Source organism: Amycolatopsis lexingtonensis, assembly GCF_014873755.1.
In the GTDB taxonomy this organism is placed as follows: Bacteria; Actinomycetota; Actinomycetes; order Mycobacteriales; family Pseudonocardiaceae; genus Amycolatopsis; species Amycolatopsis lexingtonensis.
On record NZ_JADBEG010000001.1, the window covers coordinates 4,546,781 to 4,565,618 of the forward strand.

19 protein-coding genes are annotated in these 18,838 nt (G+C 71.7%); 9 read left to right on the plus strand and 10 right to left on the minus strand.

Going from position 1 to position 18,838, the window contains the following annotated elements:
- Positions 1–105: 105 nt before the first annotated feature.
- The gene (dxs, locus tag H4696_RS20150; RefSeq protein ID WP_086857750.1) at positions 106–2,019 is read right to left on the minus strand and encodes a 1-deoxy-D-xylulose-5-phosphate synthase; all 1,914 of its coding nucleotides are present in this window, start codon (positions 2,017–2,019) and stop codon (positions 106–108) included.
- A 187-nt stretch (positions 2,020–2,206) separates the two neighbouring features.
- Here dxs and H4696_RS20155 point away from each other — a divergent pair, with 187 nt between their 5' ends.
- Both H4696_RS20155 and H4696_RS20160 read left to right on the plus strand, forming a co-directional pair.
- The gene (locus tag H4696_RS20155; RefSeq protein ID WP_086857777.1) at positions 2,207–3,676 is read left to right on the plus strand and encodes an aldehyde dehydrogenase family protein; all 1,470 of its coding nucleotides are present in this window, start codon (positions 2,207–2,209) and stop codon (positions 3,674–3,676) included.
- A 50-nt stretch (positions 3,677–3,726) separates the two neighbouring features.
- Positions 3,727–4,146: a hypothetical protein gene (locus H4696_RS20160; protein ID WP_249026897.1), complete on the plus strand. Its 420-nt coding sequence runs from the start codon at positions 3,727–3,729 to the stop codon at positions 4,144–4,146.
- Positions 4,147–4,237: 91 nt separating this feature from the next.
- On the opposite strand, the gene H4696_RS20165 is transcribed toward H4696_RS20160, so the two are convergent.
- The 3 genes from H4696_RS20165 to H4696_RS20175 are packed head-to-tail and all read right to left on the minus strand — an operon-like array spanning position 4,238 to position 8,047.
- On the minus strand, positions 4,238–4,795 hold the full coding sequence (locus H4696_RS20165; protein WP_086857752.1) for a TIGR03086 family metal-binding protein: 558 nt from the start codon (positions 4,793–4,795) through the stop codon (positions 4,238–4,240).
- Positions 4,796–4,829: 34 nt separating this feature from the next.
- Positions 4,830–6,017, minus strand: coding sequence for a class I SAM-dependent RNA methyltransferase (locus tag H4696_RS20170; RefSeq protein ID WP_086857753.1), 1,188 nt, complete (start codon positions 6,015–6,017; stop codon positions 4,830–4,832).
- Complete coding sequence (locus H4696_RS20175) at positions 6,014–8,047, minus strand: APC family permease (protein WP_086857754.1); 2,034 nt, start codon at positions 8,045–8,047, stop codon at positions 6,014–6,016. The genes H4696_RS20170 and H4696_RS20175 overlap by 4 nt, the downstream gene beginning before the upstream one ends.
- Before the next feature lie 148 nt (positions 8,048–8,195).
- On the opposite strand from H4696_RS20175, the gene H4696_RS20180 reads away from it, so the two are divergent.
- Both H4696_RS20180 and H4696_RS20185 read left to right on the plus strand, forming a co-directional pair.
- Positions 8,196–8,861, plus strand: coding sequence for a potassium channel family protein (locus tag H4696_RS20180; RefSeq protein WP_086857755.1), 666 nt, complete (start codon positions 8,196–8,198; stop codon positions 8,859–8,861).
- Positions 8,858–9,514: a potassium channel family protein gene (locus tag H4696_RS20185; RefSeq protein WP_086857756.1), complete on the plus strand. Its 657-nt coding sequence runs from the start codon at positions 8,858–8,860 to the stop codon at positions 9,512–9,514. The genes H4696_RS20180 and H4696_RS20185 overlap by 4 nt, the downstream gene beginning before the upstream one ends.
- A 514-nt stretch (positions 9,515–10,028) precedes the next feature.
- Here H4696_RS20185 and H4696_RS20190 read toward each other — a convergent pair.
- Positions 10,029–10,751, minus strand: a complete 723-nt coding sequence (locus H4696_RS20190) for a DUF3159 domain-containing protein (protein ID WP_086857757.1) — start codon at positions 10,749–10,751, stop codon at positions 10,029–10,031.
- 9 nt (positions 10,752–10,760) lie between these two features.
- Entirely contained in the window at positions 10,761–11,141 is a 381-nt protein-coding gene (locus tag H4696_RS20195; protein WP_003074944.1) for an OB-fold nucleic acid binding domain-containing protein, read from the minus strand.
- A gap of 135 nt (positions 11,142–11,276) precedes the next feature.
- Here H4696_RS20195 and H4696_RS20200 point away from each other — a divergent pair, with 135 nt between their 5' ends.
- The gene (locus tag H4696_RS20200) at positions 11,277–11,960 is read left to right on the plus strand and encodes an alpha/beta hydrolase (RefSeq protein ID WP_086857778.1); all 684 of its coding nucleotides are present in this window, start codon (positions 11,277–11,279) and stop codon (positions 11,958–11,960) included.
- Positions 11,961–12,013: 53 nt separating this feature from the next.
- On the opposite strand, the gene H4696_RS20205 is transcribed toward H4696_RS20200, so the two are convergent.
- A complete protein-coding gene (locus H4696_RS20205; RefSeq protein WP_086857758.1) occupies positions 12,014–12,679 on the minus strand; it encodes a DUF3710 domain-containing protein in 666 nt (221 codons plus the stop codon).
- Positions 12,679–13,182, minus strand: coding sequence for a dUTP diphosphatase (gene dut, locus H4696_RS20210; protein ID WP_086857759.1), 504 nt, complete (start codon positions 13,180–13,182; stop codon positions 12,679–12,681). Before dut ends, H4696_RS20205 begins: the two co-directional genes overlap by 1 nt.
- Before the next feature lie 24 nt (positions 13,183–13,206).
- Here dut and H4696_RS20215 point away from each other — a divergent pair, with 24 nt between their 5' ends.
- A complete protein-coding gene (locus tag H4696_RS20215) occupies positions 13,207–13,689 on the plus strand; it encodes a DUF3093 domain-containing protein (protein WP_086857760.1) in 483 nt (160 codons plus the stop codon).
- Positions 13,690–13,829: 140 nt separating this feature from the next.
- Here the strand turns inward: H4696_RS20215 and H4696_RS20220 are convergent, their stop codons facing one another.
- The gene (locus tag H4696_RS20220; RefSeq protein WP_013224476.1) at positions 13,830–14,138 is read right to left on the minus strand and encodes a DUF4193 domain-containing protein; all 309 of its coding nucleotides are present in this window, start codon (positions 14,136–14,138) and stop codon (positions 13,830–13,832) included.
- Between the two features lie 481 nt (positions 14,139–14,619).
- Between H4696_RS20220 and cei the strand changes: the two genes are divergently transcribed.
- A complete protein-coding gene (gene cei / locus H4696_RS20225) occupies positions 14,620–15,303 on the plus strand; it encodes an envelope integrity protein Cei (protein ID WP_086857761.1) in 684 nt (227 codons plus the stop codon).
- Positions 15,304–15,577: 274 nt separating this feature from the next.
- Here cei and H4696_RS20230 read toward each other — a convergent pair whose 3' ends face one another.
- On the minus strand, positions 15,578–16,396 hold the full coding sequence (locus H4696_RS20230; protein ID WP_086857762.1) for an inositol monophosphatase family protein: 819 nt from the start codon (positions 16,394–16,396) through the stop codon (positions 15,578–15,580).
- Between the two features lie 64 nt (positions 16,397–16,460).
- On the opposite strand from H4696_RS20230, the gene ppgK reads away from it, so the two are divergent.
- Entirely contained in the window at positions 16,461–17,228 is a 768-nt protein-coding gene (ppgK, locus tag H4696_RS20235; RefSeq protein WP_086857763.1) for a polyphosphate--glucose phosphotransferase, read from the plus strand.
- Between the two features lie 185 nt (positions 17,229–17,413).
- Complete coding sequence (locus H4696_RS20240) at positions 17,414–18,814, plus strand: RNA polymerase sigma factor (RefSeq protein WP_086857764.1); 1,401 nt, start codon at positions 17,414–17,416, stop codon at positions 18,812–18,814.
- Positions 18,815–18,838: the final 24 nt, after the last annotated feature.

Here is an 18,838-nt window from a genome sequence, read left to right on the forward strand (position 1 = left end):
CCCGAGCGCCCCAATGTGGCCTTGGTTGCGTCAGACGCACCCAATGTGGCCTTCGGTGCGTCTCACGCACCGAAGGCCACATTGGGGCGCTTGAAGCCGGGCCGCTCAGCTGCGGTCGGCGCTCTTCTCGGACGGCTCGGAAGCCGTGCCCAGGCGGCCCGAAGCCCACTCGGTCACCCGGCGGGCCACGTCCTGCGCCGTCAACCCGATGCGGGCCAAAACCTCGTCGCGGCTCCCCAGGTCGTGGAACGACTGCGGCACCGCCAGATCGCGCAACGGCACATCGCACTCGGCGTCGCGGAACATCGCCGCCAGTGCCGAGCCGAAGCCGCCGTGGCGGCCGCTGTCCTCGACCGTCACCACCAGCTTGTGCTGCGACGCCAGCGCGACCAGCTCGGCCGGGACCGGCAGGACCCAGCGCGGGTCCACCACCGTCACGCCGATGCCCTGGTCGGCCAGCCGGTCCGCGGCCGCCAGCCCGAGGGTCGCGAACGCGCCGACCGTCACCAGCAGGACGTCCGCGCCCTCCTTCGGGCGGCGCAGCACGTCGACCGTGCCGATCCGCTCGAGGGCGGTGACGTCGGTGCCGACCTTGCCCTTCGAGAACCGCAGCGCCGTCGGGCCGTCGGCCACGTCGACGGCTTCGTTCAGCTCTTCGCGCAGCGTGGCCGGGTCGCGCGGGGCCGCGACGCGCATGCCCGGGACCATGCCGAGCAGCGAGAGGTCCCACATGCCGTGGTGGCTCGGCCCGTCGGGCCCGGTGATGCCGGCCCGGTCGAGCACCAGCGTCACCGGCAGGCGGTGCAGCGCGACGTCCATCAGGACCTGGTCGAACGCGCGGTTGAGGAACGTCGAGTAGATCGCGACCACCGGGTGCAGCCCGCCCATCGCGAGCCCGGCGGCCGAGGTGACCGCGTGCTGCTCGGCGATGCCGACGTCGTACCAGCGGTCCGGGAAGGACTCGGCGAACTTGTCCAGCCCGGTCGAGCGCAGCATCGCCGCGGTGATCGCGACGACGTCCTCGCGCTCGGAGCCGATCTTCGCCAGCTCCTCGCCGAACACGCCGGTCCAGCTCGGGCCCTTCACCGGCGGCAGGCCGGTCTCCGGGTCGATCGGGTCGGTCTGGTGCATCTGGTCGTGCTCGTTGTTCACCGCGGGCGCGTAGCCGTGGCCCTTTTCGGTCACGACGTGCACGATCACGGCGCCGCCGAACGCCTTCGCGCTGTGGAACGCCTTCTCCAGCGCCACCTGGTCGTGCCCGTCGACCGGGCCGAGGTACTTCAGGCCGAGGTCGGAGAACATCGCCTGCGGGCTCAGCGCGTCCTTCAGCCCGGCCTTCGCGGCGTGCAGCGCGGCGTAGATCGGCTTGCCGACGACCGGGGTGTGCTTGAGGAGCTCGCGGCCGCCGTCGAGGAGCCGCTCGTAGCCGGGCTGCAGGCGCAGCGCGGCGAGGTGGTCGGCCAGGCCGCCGATGGTCGGCGAGTACGACCGGCCGTTGTCGTTGATCACGATGACGACCGGGCGGTCCCGGTGGGCGGCGATGTTGTTGAGCGCCTCCCAGCACATCCCGCCGGTGAGCGCGCCGTCGCCGACGACGGCGATCGCGTGCCGCCCGCCGCCGTCCAGCGCGAACGCCTTCGCCAGGCCGTCCACATAGGACAGACCGGACGACGCGTGGCTGCTCTCCACCCAGTCGTGGTCACTCTCCGCGCGCGACGGGTAACCGGTGACGCCGCCGGTCTGGCGTAGCAGGTCGAACCCGGCCGCCCGGCCGGTGACGATCTTGTGCACGTACGCCTGGTGGCCGACGTCCCACACGATCGCGTCGCGCGGCGAGTCGAACACGCGGTGCAGCGCCAGGGTGAGCTCGACGACGCCGAGGTTCGGCCCCAGGTGCCCGCCCGCGCGGCGGACCTTGTCGACGAGGAAGTCCCGGATTTCGGCGGCCAGTTCGCCGAGGTCCTCGACACTCATGCGCTTCAGGTCCGCCGGCCCGCTGAGGGACTCCAGCATCGTCACTCGTCTCCACCTCGCTCGTCTTCGGACACCCCACGTTCCGGCCAGTCTACGGAGACCCGCCAGGGTGGTTCCGCCCGCCGCGTCCGGCGTCACAGGCGGAGAGCGATCACCCGTCAGCACGCGGGGTGAACCTCGTCTCCCCGCCGTGCTGTGGCGGTCACGCGGCGTGGCCACGAGAATGGCGGTCATGGCGGATTTCTTCATCGGCGGCGAGTGGGTGGACGCGACCGGCGGCGGCCGCCGCGAGATCCGCTGCCCGGCCGACGGTGCCCTGGTCGCGGCGGTCGCCGAGGGCACGGCCAAGGACACCGAGGCGGCCATCGCGGCGGCGCGCCGGGCGTTCGACGCCGGCCCGTGGCCCGGCACGCCCGCGCACCTGCGCGGCGACCTGCTGCTGCGCACCGCGGACCTGCTCGACCGCGACGCGGAGGCGTTCGCCCGCGCCGAGTCGCTTGACACCGGCAAGCGCCTGGTCGAGAGCCGCTACGACATGGCCGACATCGCGGCCTGCCTGCGCTACTTCGGCAAGCTCGCGGCGCAGGACGCCGGGCGCGTCGTCGACACCGGCAACCCGGACGCGATCAGCCGGATCGTGCACGAGCCGGTCGGCGTCTGCGGGCTGATCACGCCGTGGAACTACCCGCTGCTGCAGACGGTGTGGAAGATCGCGCCGGCGCTGGCGGCGGGCAACACGTTCGTGCTCAAGCCCAGCGAGCTGACACCGCACACGGCGATCCTGTTCCTGAAGCTGCTCACCGAGGCGGGCCTGCCGCCGGGCGTGGGCAACCTGGTGCTCGGCGCGGGCGCCGAAGTGGGCGCGCCGCTGGCGGCGCACCCGGACGTCGACCTGGTGTCGTTCACCGGCGGCCTCGCGACCGGCAAGGTGATCGCCGCGGCGGCCGCCGGGACGGTCAAGAAAGTGGCCCTCGAGCTGGGCGGCAAGAACCCGAACGTGGTCTTCGCCGACGCCGACTTCGAGACCGCGGTCGACTACGCGCTGACGGCGGTGTTCCTGCACTCGGGCCAGGTCTGCTCGGCGGGCGCGCGGCTGATCGTGCAGCGCGAGTGGCACGACGAGTTCGTCGACGAGCTGGTGCGCCGCGCCGAGCGGATCCGCCTGGGCGGCCCGTTCGACGACCGCGCGGAGACCGGTCCGCTGATCTCGGCGGCGCACCGGTCCAAGGTGGAGGCGTACGTGGCGGCGGCGCTGGCCGAGGGCGCGGTGCTGCGCACGGGCGGCCGCCGCCCCGACGACCCGGCGCTGGCGGAGGGCTTCTACTACCTGCCGACCATCCTGGACGACGTCCGGCAGGGCTCGTCGGCGGTCGTCGAGGAGTCGTTCGGGCCGGTCCTGACGGTCGAGACGTTCACCGACGAGGACGACGCGGTCCGCATCGCCAACGACACGCACTACGGCCTGGCGGGCGCGGTGTTCACGCAGGACGCTTCGCGCGCGCAGCGGGTGGCCGGGCGGCTGCGCCACGGGACGGTGTGGATCAACGACTTCCACCCGTACCTCCCGCAGGCCGAGTGGGGCGGGTTCAAGCAGTCCGGGTTCGGCCGCGAGCTGGGGCCGACGGGGCTGGCGGAGTACACCGAGGTCAAGCACATCTACCAGAACCTGCGCCCGGGCCCGCAGCACTGGTTCTCGGGCTGAGTAGCCCGTTCGGGATCATGCGAACGGCCCAGCGTTTTATGCTGCGTGACGTGACGCAGTGGCGAGGGCCGCGAGCCGTGGTGGTGGCGGTGGCCGGGCTCGGGGTGATCGCGGGCCTGACCCTGCGCACGGCGTCGTTCCCGGCCGCGCTGCCCCCGGGCACCCCGGACCCGGAACTGAACGTCGGCCTGCGCCTCGTCTGCGCGGCGGCGGTCCTGGTCGCGGGGACCTTGGCGTACCTGACGTTCGCGCGGCGGCAGGACGAGCCGCTGGCGATGGCCTGCCTGCCGGGGCTGGTGGTGACGGGCGTGGTGCTGCGCCACCTGGTGGTGACGTTGCCGGGGGTGGCCCGCTTCCAGCCTGCGGCGCGGGTGGTGCCGGGCGCCGGGGCTTGGGTGCTGCTGGCGTCGGGGGTGGCGATGACGGCAACCGGGCTGGCGGCGGCCTTCGCGGTACGACGGGCAGGCTGAGGGGCAGGTCGCGCCTCAGTTGCGAGCGAGCGCGAGCCAGCCGCGTTGAACAGCCCCGGCGCGGCAACCCCACAGCTCCGGCAGCCTGGCCTCAGCTCCGCACCGACCTCCTCCCCAGGAACGCCGCCAGCCGGTCCGCCGCCGTCGCCCCTGCCGGTGCCTCCACCTCCGGACCAAACGGCCCGCCCGGCTGCCGCGGCGTCGCACCGAACCGGGCACGCCACTGCTCCAGCGCCCCCGCCGCCAGCTCCGGGAGCAAGTCCGTCGAAGCACCGGTCGCGTCCGCGATGTCCCAGCCGTGCACCACGTACTCGTTCACCCGCATGTGCACCAGGAACACCCCCGGCACCTCGCCCAGCGGAGTCGTCACCGTCCGCGTCAGCAGTCCCGGCGCGGACAGCACCGAACGCGCGCGCAACACCGACGCCGCGAACGCTTCGACCGGCGACGCGCCCAGGTAGTCACCCTCCGGCGCGGGTGGGCCCGCTCCCGCCCAGAACGCCACCTTCGCGTTCCCGTGTGCCAAGTGGTTCACCACCGCGCGCACGTCCCACTCCGCGCACGCCGTGGGCGCGTGCCAGTCGCCGACCGCCGTCACCAGGGCGGTCAGCGTCGAAGCTGCCAAGTCGAAGTCGTCCAATGCAGTCACCCGAGCAGTGTGACCGCCACCACCGACAAAAAACTCAGGACAGCAGCGCCACGCACTCCACGTGGTGCGTCATCGGGAACGCGTCGAACGCCCGCAGATCGGTCAGCGAGTACCCGTGCGAAGCGAACGTCGCCAGGTCGCGGGCCAGCGCCGCCGGGTCGCAGGCCACGTACACGATCCGGTCCGGGGCGCCCGCCACGATCGACTCGACGACCGCCTTGCCCGCGCCCTTGCGGGGCGGGTCCAGCACCACGACGTCGACCGGCTTCTCGGCCGACTCCAGCACGTGCTCGACGCGCCCTGCCTGCCACGACACCTGCGGGAGGTCCGCCAGGTTCCGCTCACCATCCGAAACCGCGCGCCGACCGGACTCGACCGCCAGCACCCGGCCCGACGCGCCGACCTGCGAGGCCAGCACCGACGCGAACAGCCCGACCCCCGCGTACAGGTCCCACGCCGACCCGCCCGCCGGTGCCTCCGCCCACTCCGCGACGACCGCCGCGAGCGTGGGCGCCGCCGCCGGGTGGACCTGCCAGAAGCCGTGGGCGTCGAGGCGCCAGTCGCGGCCCGCCGCGTGCTGGACCGCGACGCCGCCGGACAGCTGGCGGGCGCGGACCTTGCCGCGGACCGTCGACAGCTCGCGCACGTGCCGGGTGCCGTCGCCGTCGCTGGTGACCTCCAGCTCGGTGCCCGGGCGCCAGCGGCGCGCGAGGACGTCGTCCAGCGCGCCCGGCACCGCGATCGGGCACTTCTCCAGCGGTACCACGCGGTGGCTGTGGTGGGCGCGCAGGCCCGCGCGGCCGTCCTGGCCGGCGACCAGGCGGACGCGGCTGCGCCAGTCCAGCGGCCCGCCGTCCAGCGCTTCCACGACGACCTCGCGCTCGATCCCGGCCAGCCGTTGCAGCTGCTCCGCCACGACGGCGGCCTTCAGCTCGCGCTGGTACGACGGCGTCGCGTGCTGCCAGTCGCACCCGCCGCACCCGCCGGGCACCGCGAGCGGGCAGGGCGGCTCGACGCGCGCCTCGGCCGCCGACAGCACCTCCACCGCGTCGCCGCGGCAGAACGAACCGCCGTTGTCCTCGGTGACCTCGACGCGGACCCGCTCGCCCGGCAGCGCGTGCCGGACGAACACGACCCGGCCGTCGGCGCGCGCGACGCAGTGGCCGCCGTGCGCGACCGGCCCGACCTCCACCTCGAGGACGCGGCCCAGCCAGCTCGTCATTCGGCCGGCTCCTTCGGCTTCGGCGCGGCCACTGGCTTGCCGTTGGGCGAGAACCCGCGCCGGACGTCGCCGGCCGCGGGCCGTTCGTTCCGGACGCGCGCGGCCGCCTTGGCCGAGGACTCCAGCTGCCACGGCACGCTCGCCACGATCACGCCGGACTGGAACAGCAGGCGGCCCTTGAGCCGCAGCGCGCTCTGGTTGTGCAGCACCTGCTCCCACCAGTGCCCGACCACGTACTCCGGGATGAACACGGTCACCACGTTGCGCGGGTTGTCGCCGCGCACGCGCTTCACGTAGTCGAGCACCGGCTTCGTGATCTCGCGGTAGGGCGATTCGACGACCTTCAGCGGCACCTTGAAGTTGTGCGCGTCCCACTCGGCGGTGAGCCGGCGCGTGTCCGCATCGTCCACATTGACCGTCACGGCCTCGAGGACGTCCGGGCGCATCGCCTTGGCGTAGGCCAGCGCGCGCAGCGTCGGCCGGTGCAGTTTGGACACCAGGACGATCGCGTGGTTGCGCGACGGCAGCACGGTCGGGGTGTCGCCGAGGTCCTTCAGCTCGTCGGCGACGCGGTCGTAGTGCCGCCGGATCGCCGTCATCAGCACGAAGATCGCCACCATCGCCGCGATCGCGATCCACGCGCCGAGCAGGAACTTGGTGATCAGCACGATCACCAGGACGGTGCCGGTGCAGGTGAGGCCGATCGCGTTGACGGTCTGGGACCGCCGCATCCGCCGCCGCACGCCCGGGTCGGTTTCCTTGGCCAGCAACCGGTTCCAGTGCCGGAGCATGCCGGCCTGGCTCACCGTGAACGACACGAACACGCCCACGATGTAGAGCTGGATGAGCCGGGTGACCTCGGCGTCGAACGCGACGATCAGCACCAGCGCGAACGCCGCCAGGAACAGGATCCCGTTGGAGAACGCCAGCCGGTCCCCGCGCGTGTGCAGCTGCCGCGGCAGGTAGCGGTCCTGCGCCAGGATCGAGCCCAGCACCGGGAAGCCGTTGAACGCGGTGTTCGCGGCCAGCAGCAGGATGATGCCGGTGGAGAAGGACACGTAGTAGAACGCCGGCGGGAAGTCGGCGAACACCGCGTGCGCGATCTGGGCGAGGATCGTCTTCTGCTCGTAGCCCGCCGGCGCGCCGACGAGCTGGCGGTCGGGGTCCTCGGCGAAGGTCACCTTCGTGATGATCGCGAGCGCGATGATGCCGACCAGCATGATCACCGCGAGCAGGCCCATCATCAGCAGGGTGGTCGCCGCGTTCTTCGACTTGGGCTTCTGGAACGCGGGGACGCCGTTGCTGATGGCCTCGACCCCGGTGAGCGCGGCGGCACCGGAGGAGAACGCGCGCAGGACCAGGAAGGCATACGCGGCGCCGGCGAACGTGCCTTCGGCGTTCAGCGTCAGCCCGGCGCTTTCCGCCAGCATCTCCGTGCCGGTGGCCGCCTGCACCAGGCCCCACCCGACCATGACCAGGATGCCCAGGATGAACCCGTATGTCGGGATCGCGAAGGCCTTCCCCGACTCCCGGATGCCGCGCAGGTTCAGCGACGTCAGCACGACGACGATGACGATCGAAGCCAGCACCTTGTGCTGGGCCACCCACGGCACCGCGGATCCGATGTTGGCCACACCGGACGAAGTGGACACTGCGACGGTGAGCACGTAGTCGACGAGCAGCGCGCTCGCCACGGTCAGCCCGAACTTGCCGCCCAGGTTCGTGTTGGCGACCTCGTAGTCGCCGCCGCCGCTGGGGTAGGCGTGCACGTTCTGCCGGTAGGACGCGACGACGACCAGCATGACCAGCGCCACGGCGATGCCGATCCACGGCGCCAGCGCGTACGCGGACAAGCCCGCGACGCTCAGCGTCAGGAAGATCTCTTCCGGCGCGTACGCCACGCTCGAGAGCGCGTCGGACGCGAAGATCGGCAGCGCGATGCGCTTCGGGAGGAGCGTGTGAGCGAGCCTGTCACTGCGGAACGGACGTCCGAGGACCAGGCGTTTCAGCACGGTCGGGAACTTCGACACCTGGGGAATGTACAGCGGAGCGAAGCTCCTCCGCTGAGGGCGGTGGAGGGGAGGACGGTGGAGCTAACCGGCGGAGCACACGGTAGGTTCGGCGCTGGCATGTCGGGGTAGGTACGGACGGGTGAACCCGCCGAAGAGGAGGCAGGGCGTGCACGTGGTGATCATGGGGTGCGGCCGGGTAGGCGCGTCCCTGGCCGCTGCGCTGGAGCGGCTCGGCCACGAGGTGGCCGTCATCGACAAGAACCAGCAGGCGTTCCGCCGGCTCGGCAGCGACTTCCACGGCCAGCAGGTCGTCGGCGTCGGCTTCGACCGCAAGGTGCTCATCGAGGCGGGCATCGAGCGGGCGAGCGCGTTCGCGGCGGTGTCCAGCGGCGACAACTCGAACATCATTTCGGCGCGGGTGGCGCGCGAGAACTTCGGCATCGAGCACGTGGTGGCGCGGATCTACGACCACAAGCGCGCGGCGGTGTACGAGCGGCTGGGCATCCCGACGGTCGCGACCGTGCCGTGGACCACCGACCGGTTCCTGCGGACCCTGCTGCCGGACGGCGTGGCGTCGGCGTGGCGGGACCCGTCGGGCAACGTCGCGCTGCTGCAGCTGCCGCTGCACGAGGGCTGGGTCGGGCACTCCGTCCGGTCCCTGCAGGAGGCGACCGGCGCGCGCGTGGCGTTCATCATGCGCTTCGGCACGCCCGTGCTGCCGGACACCAAGACCGTGGTCCAGGACGGCGACGACGTGTGGGTGGCCGCGCGGTCCGGCACCGTCAGCGACGTGACCAGCGTGGCGCACCGCGAACCGGAGGACGAGGCATGAGGGTCGCGATTGCGGGCGCGGGCGCGGTCGGCCGCTCCATCGCCACCGAGCTGATCGACGGCAGGCACCAGGTGATGCTCATCGAGCGCGAAGCGGACCAGTTCGAGCCGCACGCGGTCGAGCAGGCCGACTGGGTGCTCGGCGACGCCTGCGAGGTGTCGATCCTGGAGGAGTCCGGGATCGAGCAGTGCGACGTGGTCATCGCCGCGACCGGCGACGACAAGGCCAACCTGGTGGTCTCGCTGCTGGCGAAGACGGAGTTCGCGGTCCGGCGCGTGGTGGCCCGGGTGAACAACCCGGCCAACGAGTGGCTGTTCACCGACGCCTGGGGCGTCGACGTCGCGGTCTCGACCCCGCGCATGCTCGCGGCGATGGTCGAGGAGGCGGTCAGCGTCGGCGACCTCGTGCGGCTGATGACGTTCCGGCAGAGCAACGCGAACCTCGTCGAGCTGACGCTGCCGGCGGAGACGCCGCTGGCGGGCAAGCCGGTGAGCGAGCTGTCGCTGCCGCGCGACGCGGCGCTGGTGACGATCCTGCGGGGCGACCGGGTGATCGTGCCGCAGCCGGAGGACCCGCTGGAGCCGGGCGACGAGCTGCTGTTCGTCGCGACGGCCGACGTCGAGCCGGAGATCCGGACGGCTCTCGGGTACTGAGGACGTTGAGAAGGCCCCCGGCGGAGTGTGCCGGGGGCCTTCTTCGTGTCGCGAATGACTCATTCGGGACCACCGACGCCGCGAATGGGTCATTGGCGACGCTCGGCGGCCGGAACTGTCGGTGCCCGCCGGTAGCGTGGAAAACGGGGGCGCCCCCGCGCGGGCACGGCTCAGGCCGCGGGCCCTCGATGTCATGAACGACTCGTTCATGTCGTCTGGCGACAGGGCTGCGGCAAAAGTCGCGTCGGTGCAGCCCGCAGCGTTGCAGCAGCGTCTTGAATGACTCATTCAGGTCTTCGGAGGTCCTGAATGAGTCATTCAAGACGTCGGGGCGAGCGGGTCACCGACGGCCGAGCGACCCGGCCGCGTGACGTTGCCGGGACCCGGCCGTGATGTCGTGAACGACTCGTTCATGTCGTCTGGTGAGGTGAACGACCCGTTCATGACACGAAGCGGCCGGATCGGCCTCGCCCAGGGGCAACGGTCTTGAACGACTCATTCAAGACCCGCCCGCTCAGGCCTCGGGGGCCGCGTACTTCTCGCGCAGCCGGGCCTCGACCTCCGCGTCCGTCTCCGGCTTCTGCTCGGTCTCCGCCAGCGCCTTCAGGCGCTTGTCCGACCGCCGCACCGCCCACACGACCACCAGCAGGCCCAGCGCGTACAGCGGGTACCCCATCGCGATCTTCGCGAAGGCCAGCCAGCCCGTGTAGTCCTCCTGGTACAGCCAGCGCTGGACCACGAACCGGGCGGCGAAGATCAGCGCCATCGCCAGCGTCGCGATGTCGTAGCCGTAGCGGGACGGCTTGTCCTTGCGCCAGGCCTGGCCGGTGCCGTTCAGCATGTTCCAGACGACGCCCGCGATCGGACGGCGGACCACCACCGACAGCACGAAGATGCCGCAGTAGACCAGGCTCGCGTAGATCCCGAACAGGAAGAAGCCCTTCGCGGACCCCGTCCGGTAGGCGATGAACGCCGCGATCGCGACGCCGAAGAACCCCGAGATCGCCGGCTGCAGCGGCTCCTTGCGGACCAGCCGCAGCACGGTGATGGCCACCGCGCTGCCGATCGACGTCCAGATGGCCGCGGTCAGGCCGAAGAACGAATTGGCCAGCACGAAGACGATCACCGGGAGCGACGAATAGATGAGTCCCGACACGCCGCCCATCTGGTCGAGCAGGGTCGGCTGCGGTTCTTCTTCCGCGTCGGTCTTCTTCTCGCTCGGGGCGGGTTCAGTCACGATGGGTGATCAACTCACTGGGCTCTGGAGCTCGTAATAGGGGTTGTACAGCACCTTCTGGCCGTCACGCTCGGCCATCCGGCCGCGCACCTTGATCGTCCGGCCAGGCTCGATGCCCGGGATCCGGCGGCGGCCGAGCCAGATTAGCGTCACGCCCTGTGTCCCGTCGAACAGCTCGGCCTCCAGGGTGGCGGCCTCGTTCGTCGGGCAGAGCTCCACGCTGCGGAGTCTCCCCATCACGGTGACCTCTTCACCGGAACGGCAGTCACAGGCCCGCTGCGCCCCTTCGGCGCCCGACCTCATCGACATTTCGTCTGCGTCGAGATCCTCGACGTCGCTGGTCAGCTTGCGTACCAGCCGGCTGAAGTAGCCGCCGTCTTTGGCGGACATAGGTGCTCCTGTGCTCCGGGGCCCCCGACAAACTGCTTGCGGCCCGTGCGATTCCAGCGTACTGCGGTCCCCGCCAGGGAAACGCCTTTGCGCAAAGATCGCAACGTGACGTCCGCGATCAGAGTTCCCGCCGCGGTGCTCCTCCCCGGCACCGGCTCCGACGAGGTGTTCGTCCGGGCCGTCTTCGAGGGGCCCCTGCGCGCCCTCGGTGTCCCGCTCATCGCGCCCCCTCCGCCGGCCGGCGCCGCGCTGGCCGACGGCTACCTGGCGGCCTTGGACGCGCTGGCGGCCGAGCACGGCGAACTGCTCGTCGGCGGCATTTCGTTCGGCGCGCACCTCGCCGCGGAGTGGGCCGTGCGTAACCCGGGCCGTTGCGGGGGCCTGCTGGCCGCTCTCCCGGCCTGGAACGGCGTCCCCGGCTCAGCACCCGCATCGCTCGCCGCGACGCTGTCGGCGGACCTGGTGGCCGATTCCGGCGTGGACGCCGCGCTCGCGCAGACCGAGGGCAGCCCGGACTGGCTTCGGGCCGAACTGGACCGGGCGTGGCGCCGGCACGGCGACGGGCTGGCCGACGGCCTGCGCGTCGCGGCGGGCCGTCCCTCGCCCACCCTCGGGGAGCTGTCGCGGCTCGCCGTCCCGGCCGGGATCGGCACGTGCACCGACGACCCGATCCACCCGACGAAAGTCGCATCGGAGTGGGCTCGCGCACTCCCCCGCGCGGCCCTCGGCGAGACGACCCTCACGGCACTGGGGGCCGACCGCGAGTCCCTGGGCCGGGCGACCGTCCTCGCCTTCCTGCGGGCCCTCGAAACGCCGTGAAGGCCTCCTTGCCGGTCATAAGTGCCGGTAAGGAGGCCTTCACGGAACGAGCGTCAGCCCTGTTGCTGCTGGGCCGCGATGTGCTCGGCGACTGCCTCGGGCAGCGTGATGGTCAGCGGGGTGCGGACCGGCATCGGGGCGTCACCGCGGTCGACGATCGTGCGGCGGACGATCTCGCGCAGCACCTCGACGGCCCCCGCGGCCTCCGACTGCGGCCCGGCGATCACGCCGCGCAGCATCCAGCGGGGCCGGTCGACGCCGACGAACCGCAGGGCGACGTCGCCGACGATGGCCGAGATCTCCAGGCCCCACTTGCCGCGGCCGATGTTGACCTTGGCGCCGTCGGCCCGCAGCTGCTCGGCGAGCTCGGTGCTCACCTCGCGCCACAGCCCGCCGGACCGCGGCGCGGCGTACGCGCTGACCGTGATCTGGCCCTGCTCGGTGACGACGTGCACGGCGCGCACGCCCCCGGTCTCCGGGTCCATTTCGACCTGGACCTGGGAACCGTCGGGCACCGGTACCTTCACCGAGCCGAGGTCGATCCGCGGGACGCCGTCGTCGTCGAAGTCCGCGACGTCGAACGGGCCGTCGGAAACATCCGAAAGCTCCGACTCCTCGTCGTCGTACGGCTCGTCCTCGATCGTGTCGTCGGCCTCGGGCGCGGCGTGCCTGCCCGCGGACCCGCCCTCGGTCCGCCGCTTGCGTCCGAAAATCCCCACTACTTCTCCGTTCCTTCCCCCGCGCCGGCGCCCGCGGCGAGCGCCGGTGTTCCCAGTGTGGCGTGTCCGCCGGTGGATCCGTAGCCGCCGGCACCCCGTTCGGTGGTGTCGAGCTCGGCGACCTCGACGAACTCGGCGTGCTCGACCCGCTGCACGACCAGCTGGGCGATGCGGTCGCCGCGCGCCAGCTTCACCGGGTGCACCGAGTCGTGGTTGATCAGGCAGACCTTGATCTCCCCGCGGTAGCCCGCGTCGATCGTGCCCGGGGTGTTCACCACCGACAGCCCGACCCGGGCGGCCAGGCCCGAGCGCGGGTGGACGAACCCCGCGTACCCGGGCGGGAGCGCGATCGCGACACCGGTGCCGACCACCCCGCGTTCCCCGGGTGCCAGGACGATATCCGAGGTGGTGACGAGATCGGCGCCCGCGTCGCCCGGTCGGGCGTAGGCGGGCAGCGGGACATCCGGGTCGAGCCGGGAGAGGAGTACCTGAACGCTGGACACGGGCGGCGAGATTACTCTCTACCCGTGGGTGAATCAGCGAAGACGGCCGCTAGTGCCGCGGTCCGGCACTCCGAGCGGCTGTACGTCCCGTGGTGGGGCTGGCCGCTGCCGGTGCTCGGCGCGGTCCTGCTCGCGGCCGAGATCGACCTCGGCTACCCGGGGATCCGGGCGTGGCTGCCGTACGTGATCGCGCTACCGGTCGTGGTGGCGCTACTGCTGTCGCTCGGCCGGTCGAAGGTCCGGATCACCGGCGGCGACGAGCCGGAGCTGTGGGTCGGCGACGCCCACCTGCCGCTGCGCTACGCCGGCGAGGTGGAGATCTTCGACAAGGAAGCCAAGCGCAAGGCGCTCGGCCGGGACGGCGACCCCGCCGCCTACGTGCTGCACCGCGGCTGGGTCGGCCCGGTGGTCAAGGTCCGCCTCACCGACCCGAGCGACCCGACGCCGTACTGGCTGTTCAGCACCCGGCACCCCGAGCGCGTCGCCGAGCTGCTCAAGGGCGCCTGACCGCCCTCCGGACATGGGAAGGGGGCCGGCCAACCGGCCGGCCCCCTTGTCCCCAGCGCGCTTCGAGCCTCCCCCAAGGTGTCCCTCGAGGCTCTTGGCCGCGTCTGTTCGTCCCCTGTGTCCGAGAACCCCTGCGCGGCTCAGGCGCAGTCGCGGCAGATCAGGCGTCCGCCGTTGTCCTCGGCCAGCCGGCTGCGGTGGTGCACCAGGAAGCACACGGAGCAGGTGAACTCGTCCGCCTGCTTCGGCACCACCTTCACGGTCATGTCCTCACCGGAAAGCCCGGAAAGGTCGGCACCCGGCAGCTCGAAGTTCTCGGCGGTCGCGTCCTCGTCGACGTCGACGACGCCGGACTGGTTCTCGTTCCGCCGGGCCTTGAGCTCCTCCAACGAGTCTTCGGCCAGCTCGTCGGCTTCGCTGCGGCGCGGAGCGTCGTAGTCGGTAGCCATGTGTCCCTCACCCCTGCGATCAGCTTGTATGTTCGTTTCTCCGGACCCCCGGGTGTCCCCGTGAGTCCGCCGTGCCGCTGGTCAACGTTCCAGGGCCCTCGTTTGTGCCCGACGGCCGAAGTGACCGAGGTCTCTTCTTTTCGCGCCTCTTCCTGCGGCCGGAGCCCGGGAAGGGTAGCTCACGCCCGCGACGGTTCTGCAACGAGTCAGACATTGCCGGGGATTCGTCACCCGACAGGGGGAACCCGCAGGTAAGACGCGTTGTCGTCCGTTCGGGTTGCCCACGGGTGGAGAACTCCACACGGGGCCCGTGTCCGCTTGCCCCGGCCGGCCCGGGCGTGGTGCGATCGCCGCACGGGGATCGGGCGTTCCGGCGGGGTGACCCGGGACGAGCCGCGCCGGCCGCAGCGCCTAGGCTGATCGGCCACGACGGGTGCCGGATTCGCACGGTCGGTTTCGGTGTTCGGGAAGGGACGGGCAGGTGGCGTCGGGGAACGGCATCGGGGACCGTGGGGCGCGGCCGTATCGCAAGCACAAGCCGCTGCCGGCGCTGATCGTCATCGGCGTGCTCGCCCTCGGCGCGATCATCGTCTGGATCAACGCGGCGGTCGGCAAGGGCGACGTCGACGAGGCCGTGAAGTGCGACCCGCCCGCGACCCCGCCGCCGGGTGTCACGTTCAGCACCCTCCCCCACAACTCCCTCGACGACCGCGCGCCGATCCCGCCGGACAAGGTCGCGGTGAAGGTCCTCAACGCGTCGAGCACGCGCGGCCAGGGCGGCATCGCCACCACCGCGCTCAAGGAGCTGGGCTTCACCGGCGCCGGCGAGCCGGCCAACGACCCCGCCTACGACGGCCGGGTGGCCAAGTGCCGCGGCCAGATCCGCTTCGGCGAGAACGGCGTCACCGCGGCCCGGACGCTGAGCCTGGTGGTCCCCTGCGCCGAACTGGTGCAGGACAACCGCAAGGACGCGAGCGTCGACCTGGTGACGGGCTCGCTCTTCGGCGACATCCGGCCGCGCGCCGAGGCCCGCCAGATCCTCACCCAGCTCGCCGACTGGTCCAAGACCCACCAGGGCGGCGGCGGCAACGAGCAGTCGGCAGGCGCCAAGGCCCCGGTGATCGACCAGACCCTGCTGGCCTCCGCCCGCGACGTCGCCTGCTGACGCGCTTCTCCGGCGAAGCCGGTGAGCCAGGGACGGCGCGACGGTCTCCGGGCGGCGGCGCCTTGAATGAGTCATTCAGGTCTTCGGAGGCCCTGAATGGGTCATTCAGGACCTCGTGCCGCGGCCCTTGCGCCAGCCCGCGGCGTCGCCTGGTGACCCAGCGCCGCGGGGGCGCCCCCGTTTTCCACGCTACCGGGGAGCACCGACAGTTCCGGCCGTCCGGCGTCCCGAATGAGTCATTCGCGACCCGCTGGCCGCCCGCTCAGACCTCGGCTCAGACCTCCGCCGCACCGCAGTCGGCCAGGAGCTTCCGCAGCGGGTCCGCGATCGACGGCGCCGCCGCGTAGGTCGCGTCCGCCCCCAGCTCCGGCACCGACCCCGGCACGGACACCACCGCGCCCGCCTCCGCCGCGATCAGCGCGCCCGCTGCCCAGTCCCACCGGTGCAGGCCGTGCTCGAAGTACGCGTCCAGCCAGCCCGCCGCGACCGCGCACAGGTCCAGCGACGCCGCCCCGTTGCGGCGGATGTCCCGCACCCGCCCCAGGAGCTCCGCGGCGAAGCGCGACTGCCGCGTCCGGCGCTCGGCCGAGTACGCGAAACCGGTCCCGACCAAAGTCAGCTCGAGCCGCGAAGGCGCCGACACCGCCAGCCGGCGGCCGTCCAGGAACGCGCCCTGGCCGCGGGCCGCCGTCCAGACGCGGCCGCTCGCCGGCTCCACGACCGCGCCCGCCACCGATTCGCCGCCGATCTGCGCCGCCACCGACACCGCGAACCACGGCAGCCCGTAGAGGAAGTTGACCGTGCCGTCGATCGGGTCGACCACCCAGGTCACGCCGTCGCCCGCCGCGCCGCCGCCTTCTTCGCCGAGCACCGGCTCCCCCGGCCGCAGCGAAGCCAGCCGTTCGCGCACCAGGCGTTCGGACTCGTGGTCGACCGCGGTCACCACGTCGGTGTCCGCGGATTTGGTCCCCACGGCCACCGAACGACCGTTCGCCATCCCCTCCCAGGCCTCGCGGACCAGCTCGGCGGCTTCCGTCGCGACCTGCTCCGCGACGCTTTTCAGCAACGACTCGTCAACTCCCACGTCCGCCATGTCACCACATCCGGTTAAAGTCTCCGAGGCAGGCTTCTGAATCGTGCGAGAAGGGACCACGTCCGTGGTGGAGGCGACCCGCCGAGGTTTCGGCATCGACATCGGCGGCAGCGGGATCAAGGGCGCCTTGGTCGACCTGGAGAAGGGCCGGCTCATCGGCGACCGGATCCGGATCGAGACCCCCAAGCCGTCCACGCCTTCGGCGGTGGCGGACGTCGTGCACGACATCGTCACGCAGGCGGGCTGGGACGGCCCGGTCGGCGTGACGCTCCCGGCCGTCGTCAAGCGGGGCGTGGCGCACACCGCGGCCAACATCGACAAGCAGTGGATCGGCACGGACGCCGACGCGCTGTTCGCGAAGCGGCTCGGCCGCGGCGTCGACCAGATCGCGATGCTCAACGACGCCGACGCGGCGGGCATGGCGGAGATCCGCTTCGGCGACCCGGTCGCGCGCAAGGGCGTGACCGCGCTGCTCACCTTCGGCACCGGGATCGGCAGCGCGGTGTTCCAGGACGGCAAGCTCGTCCCGAACACCGAGTTCGGCCACCTGGAGATCGACGGCCACGACGCGGAGAAGCGCGCGGCGGCGTCGGTGAAGGACAACGAGGGGCTCTCCTACCCCGAATGGGCCAAGCGGGTGCACCGTTATCTGACCGTGCTCGAGAACCTGATCTGGCCGGATCTGTTCATCGTCGGCGGCGGCGTCAGCAAGAAGGCCGAGAAATGGGTGCCGCTGCTGGACATCCGCACTCCGGTGCTGGTGGCGACGCTGCAGAACAACGCCGGGATCGTCGGCGCCGCGGCCGCCGCGGCGGAGGGCATCGAGCACTGATCCGGCGCTCGCGACGGGGCTGAGGGTGATCGCTTCGCACCGCATGCGCGTACCGTCGTTACAATGGAACACGGCCCACGGCTGCGGAGGCCAAAACCGCAGGCCGAGGCGTGATCCCCGAATGTGAGGCAGCAGTGGCCGCCAGGCCGTTGCTCGTCATGATCGACCGCTGCGAAAGGGCGTAAGTGGCAGCCGCAAGAACCGCAACCCGAGGCGGGACGAAGACCGCGACCGCAGCCGGCGAGCCGGCCGAAGAGGCAGCCACCGGGACGGCGAAGCCTGCGGCCCGCAAGACCACCACCGCCAAGAAGGCCCCGGCCAAGAAGGCCCCGGCGAAGAAGGCCGTGACCAAGGGCGCGAAGACCGAAGACGGCGATCCGGACGGTCCGGTCGAACTGGACGAAGCCGAACTCGACTCGCCCGATCTGTCGGACCTGGAAGAGGTCGAGGTCGACGTCGTCGACGAGACCGTCAACGACGAGCCGGACGCCGCCGCGGCCGACGACGACGATGACGAAGAGGACGACGAGGAGACCCCGGCGCAGCGCCGCCGGGGCGCCGCCGCCGACAAGGCCGCCGCCAAGAGCTCCGACAACCCGGACTTCGTCTGGGACGAGGAGGAGTCCGAGGCGCTGCGCCAGGCGCGCAAGGACGCCGAGCTCACCGCGTCCGCCGACTCCGTGCGTGCCTACCTCAAGCAGATCGGCAAGGTCGCGCTGCTGAACGCGGAGGAGGAGGTGGAGCTGGCCAAGCGGATCGAGGCCGGGCTCTACGCCGCCGAGCGCGTGCGCACCGCCGAGGAGGAGGGCGAGAAGCTCGTCACGCAGATGCGCCGCGATCTCAAGTGGATCGTGCGCGACGGCGAGCGGGCGAAGAACCACCTGCTGGAGGCGAACCTCCGGCTCGTGGTGTCGCTGGCCAAGCGCTACACCGGCCGCGGCATGGCGTTCCTGGACCTGATCCAGGAGGGCAACCTCGGCCTGATCCGCGCGGTGGAGAAGTTCGACTACACCAAGGGCTACAAGTTCTCGACGTACGCCACGTGGTGGATCCGCCAGGCGATCACCCGCGCGATGGCCGACCAGGCCCGCACCATCCGCATCCCGGTGCACATGGTCGAGGTCATCAACAAGCTCGGCCGCATACAGCGCGAACTCCTGCAGGACCTCGGCCGCGAGCCGACGCCCGAGGAGCTCGCCAAGGAAATGGACATCTCCCCGGAGAAGGTCCTGGAGATCCAGCAGTACGCGCGTGAGCCGATCTCGCTCGACCAGACGATCGGCGACGAGGGCGACTCGCAGCTCGGTGACTTCATCGAGGACTCCGAAGCGGTCGTCGCGGTGGACGCGGTGTCGTTCACGCTGCTGCAGGACCAGCTCCAGTCGGTGCTGCAGACGCTGTCCGAGCGCGAGGCGGGCGTGGTCCGCCTGCGCTTCGGCCTCACGGACGGCCAGCCGCGCACGCTCGACGAGATCGGCCAGGTGTACGGGGTGACCCGCGAGCGCATCCGGCAGATCGAGTCGAAGACGATGTCGAAGCTGCGCCACCCGTCGCGGTCCCAGGTCCTGCGCGACTACCTGGACTGAGTCACGGCATGCGGAAGAACCCCG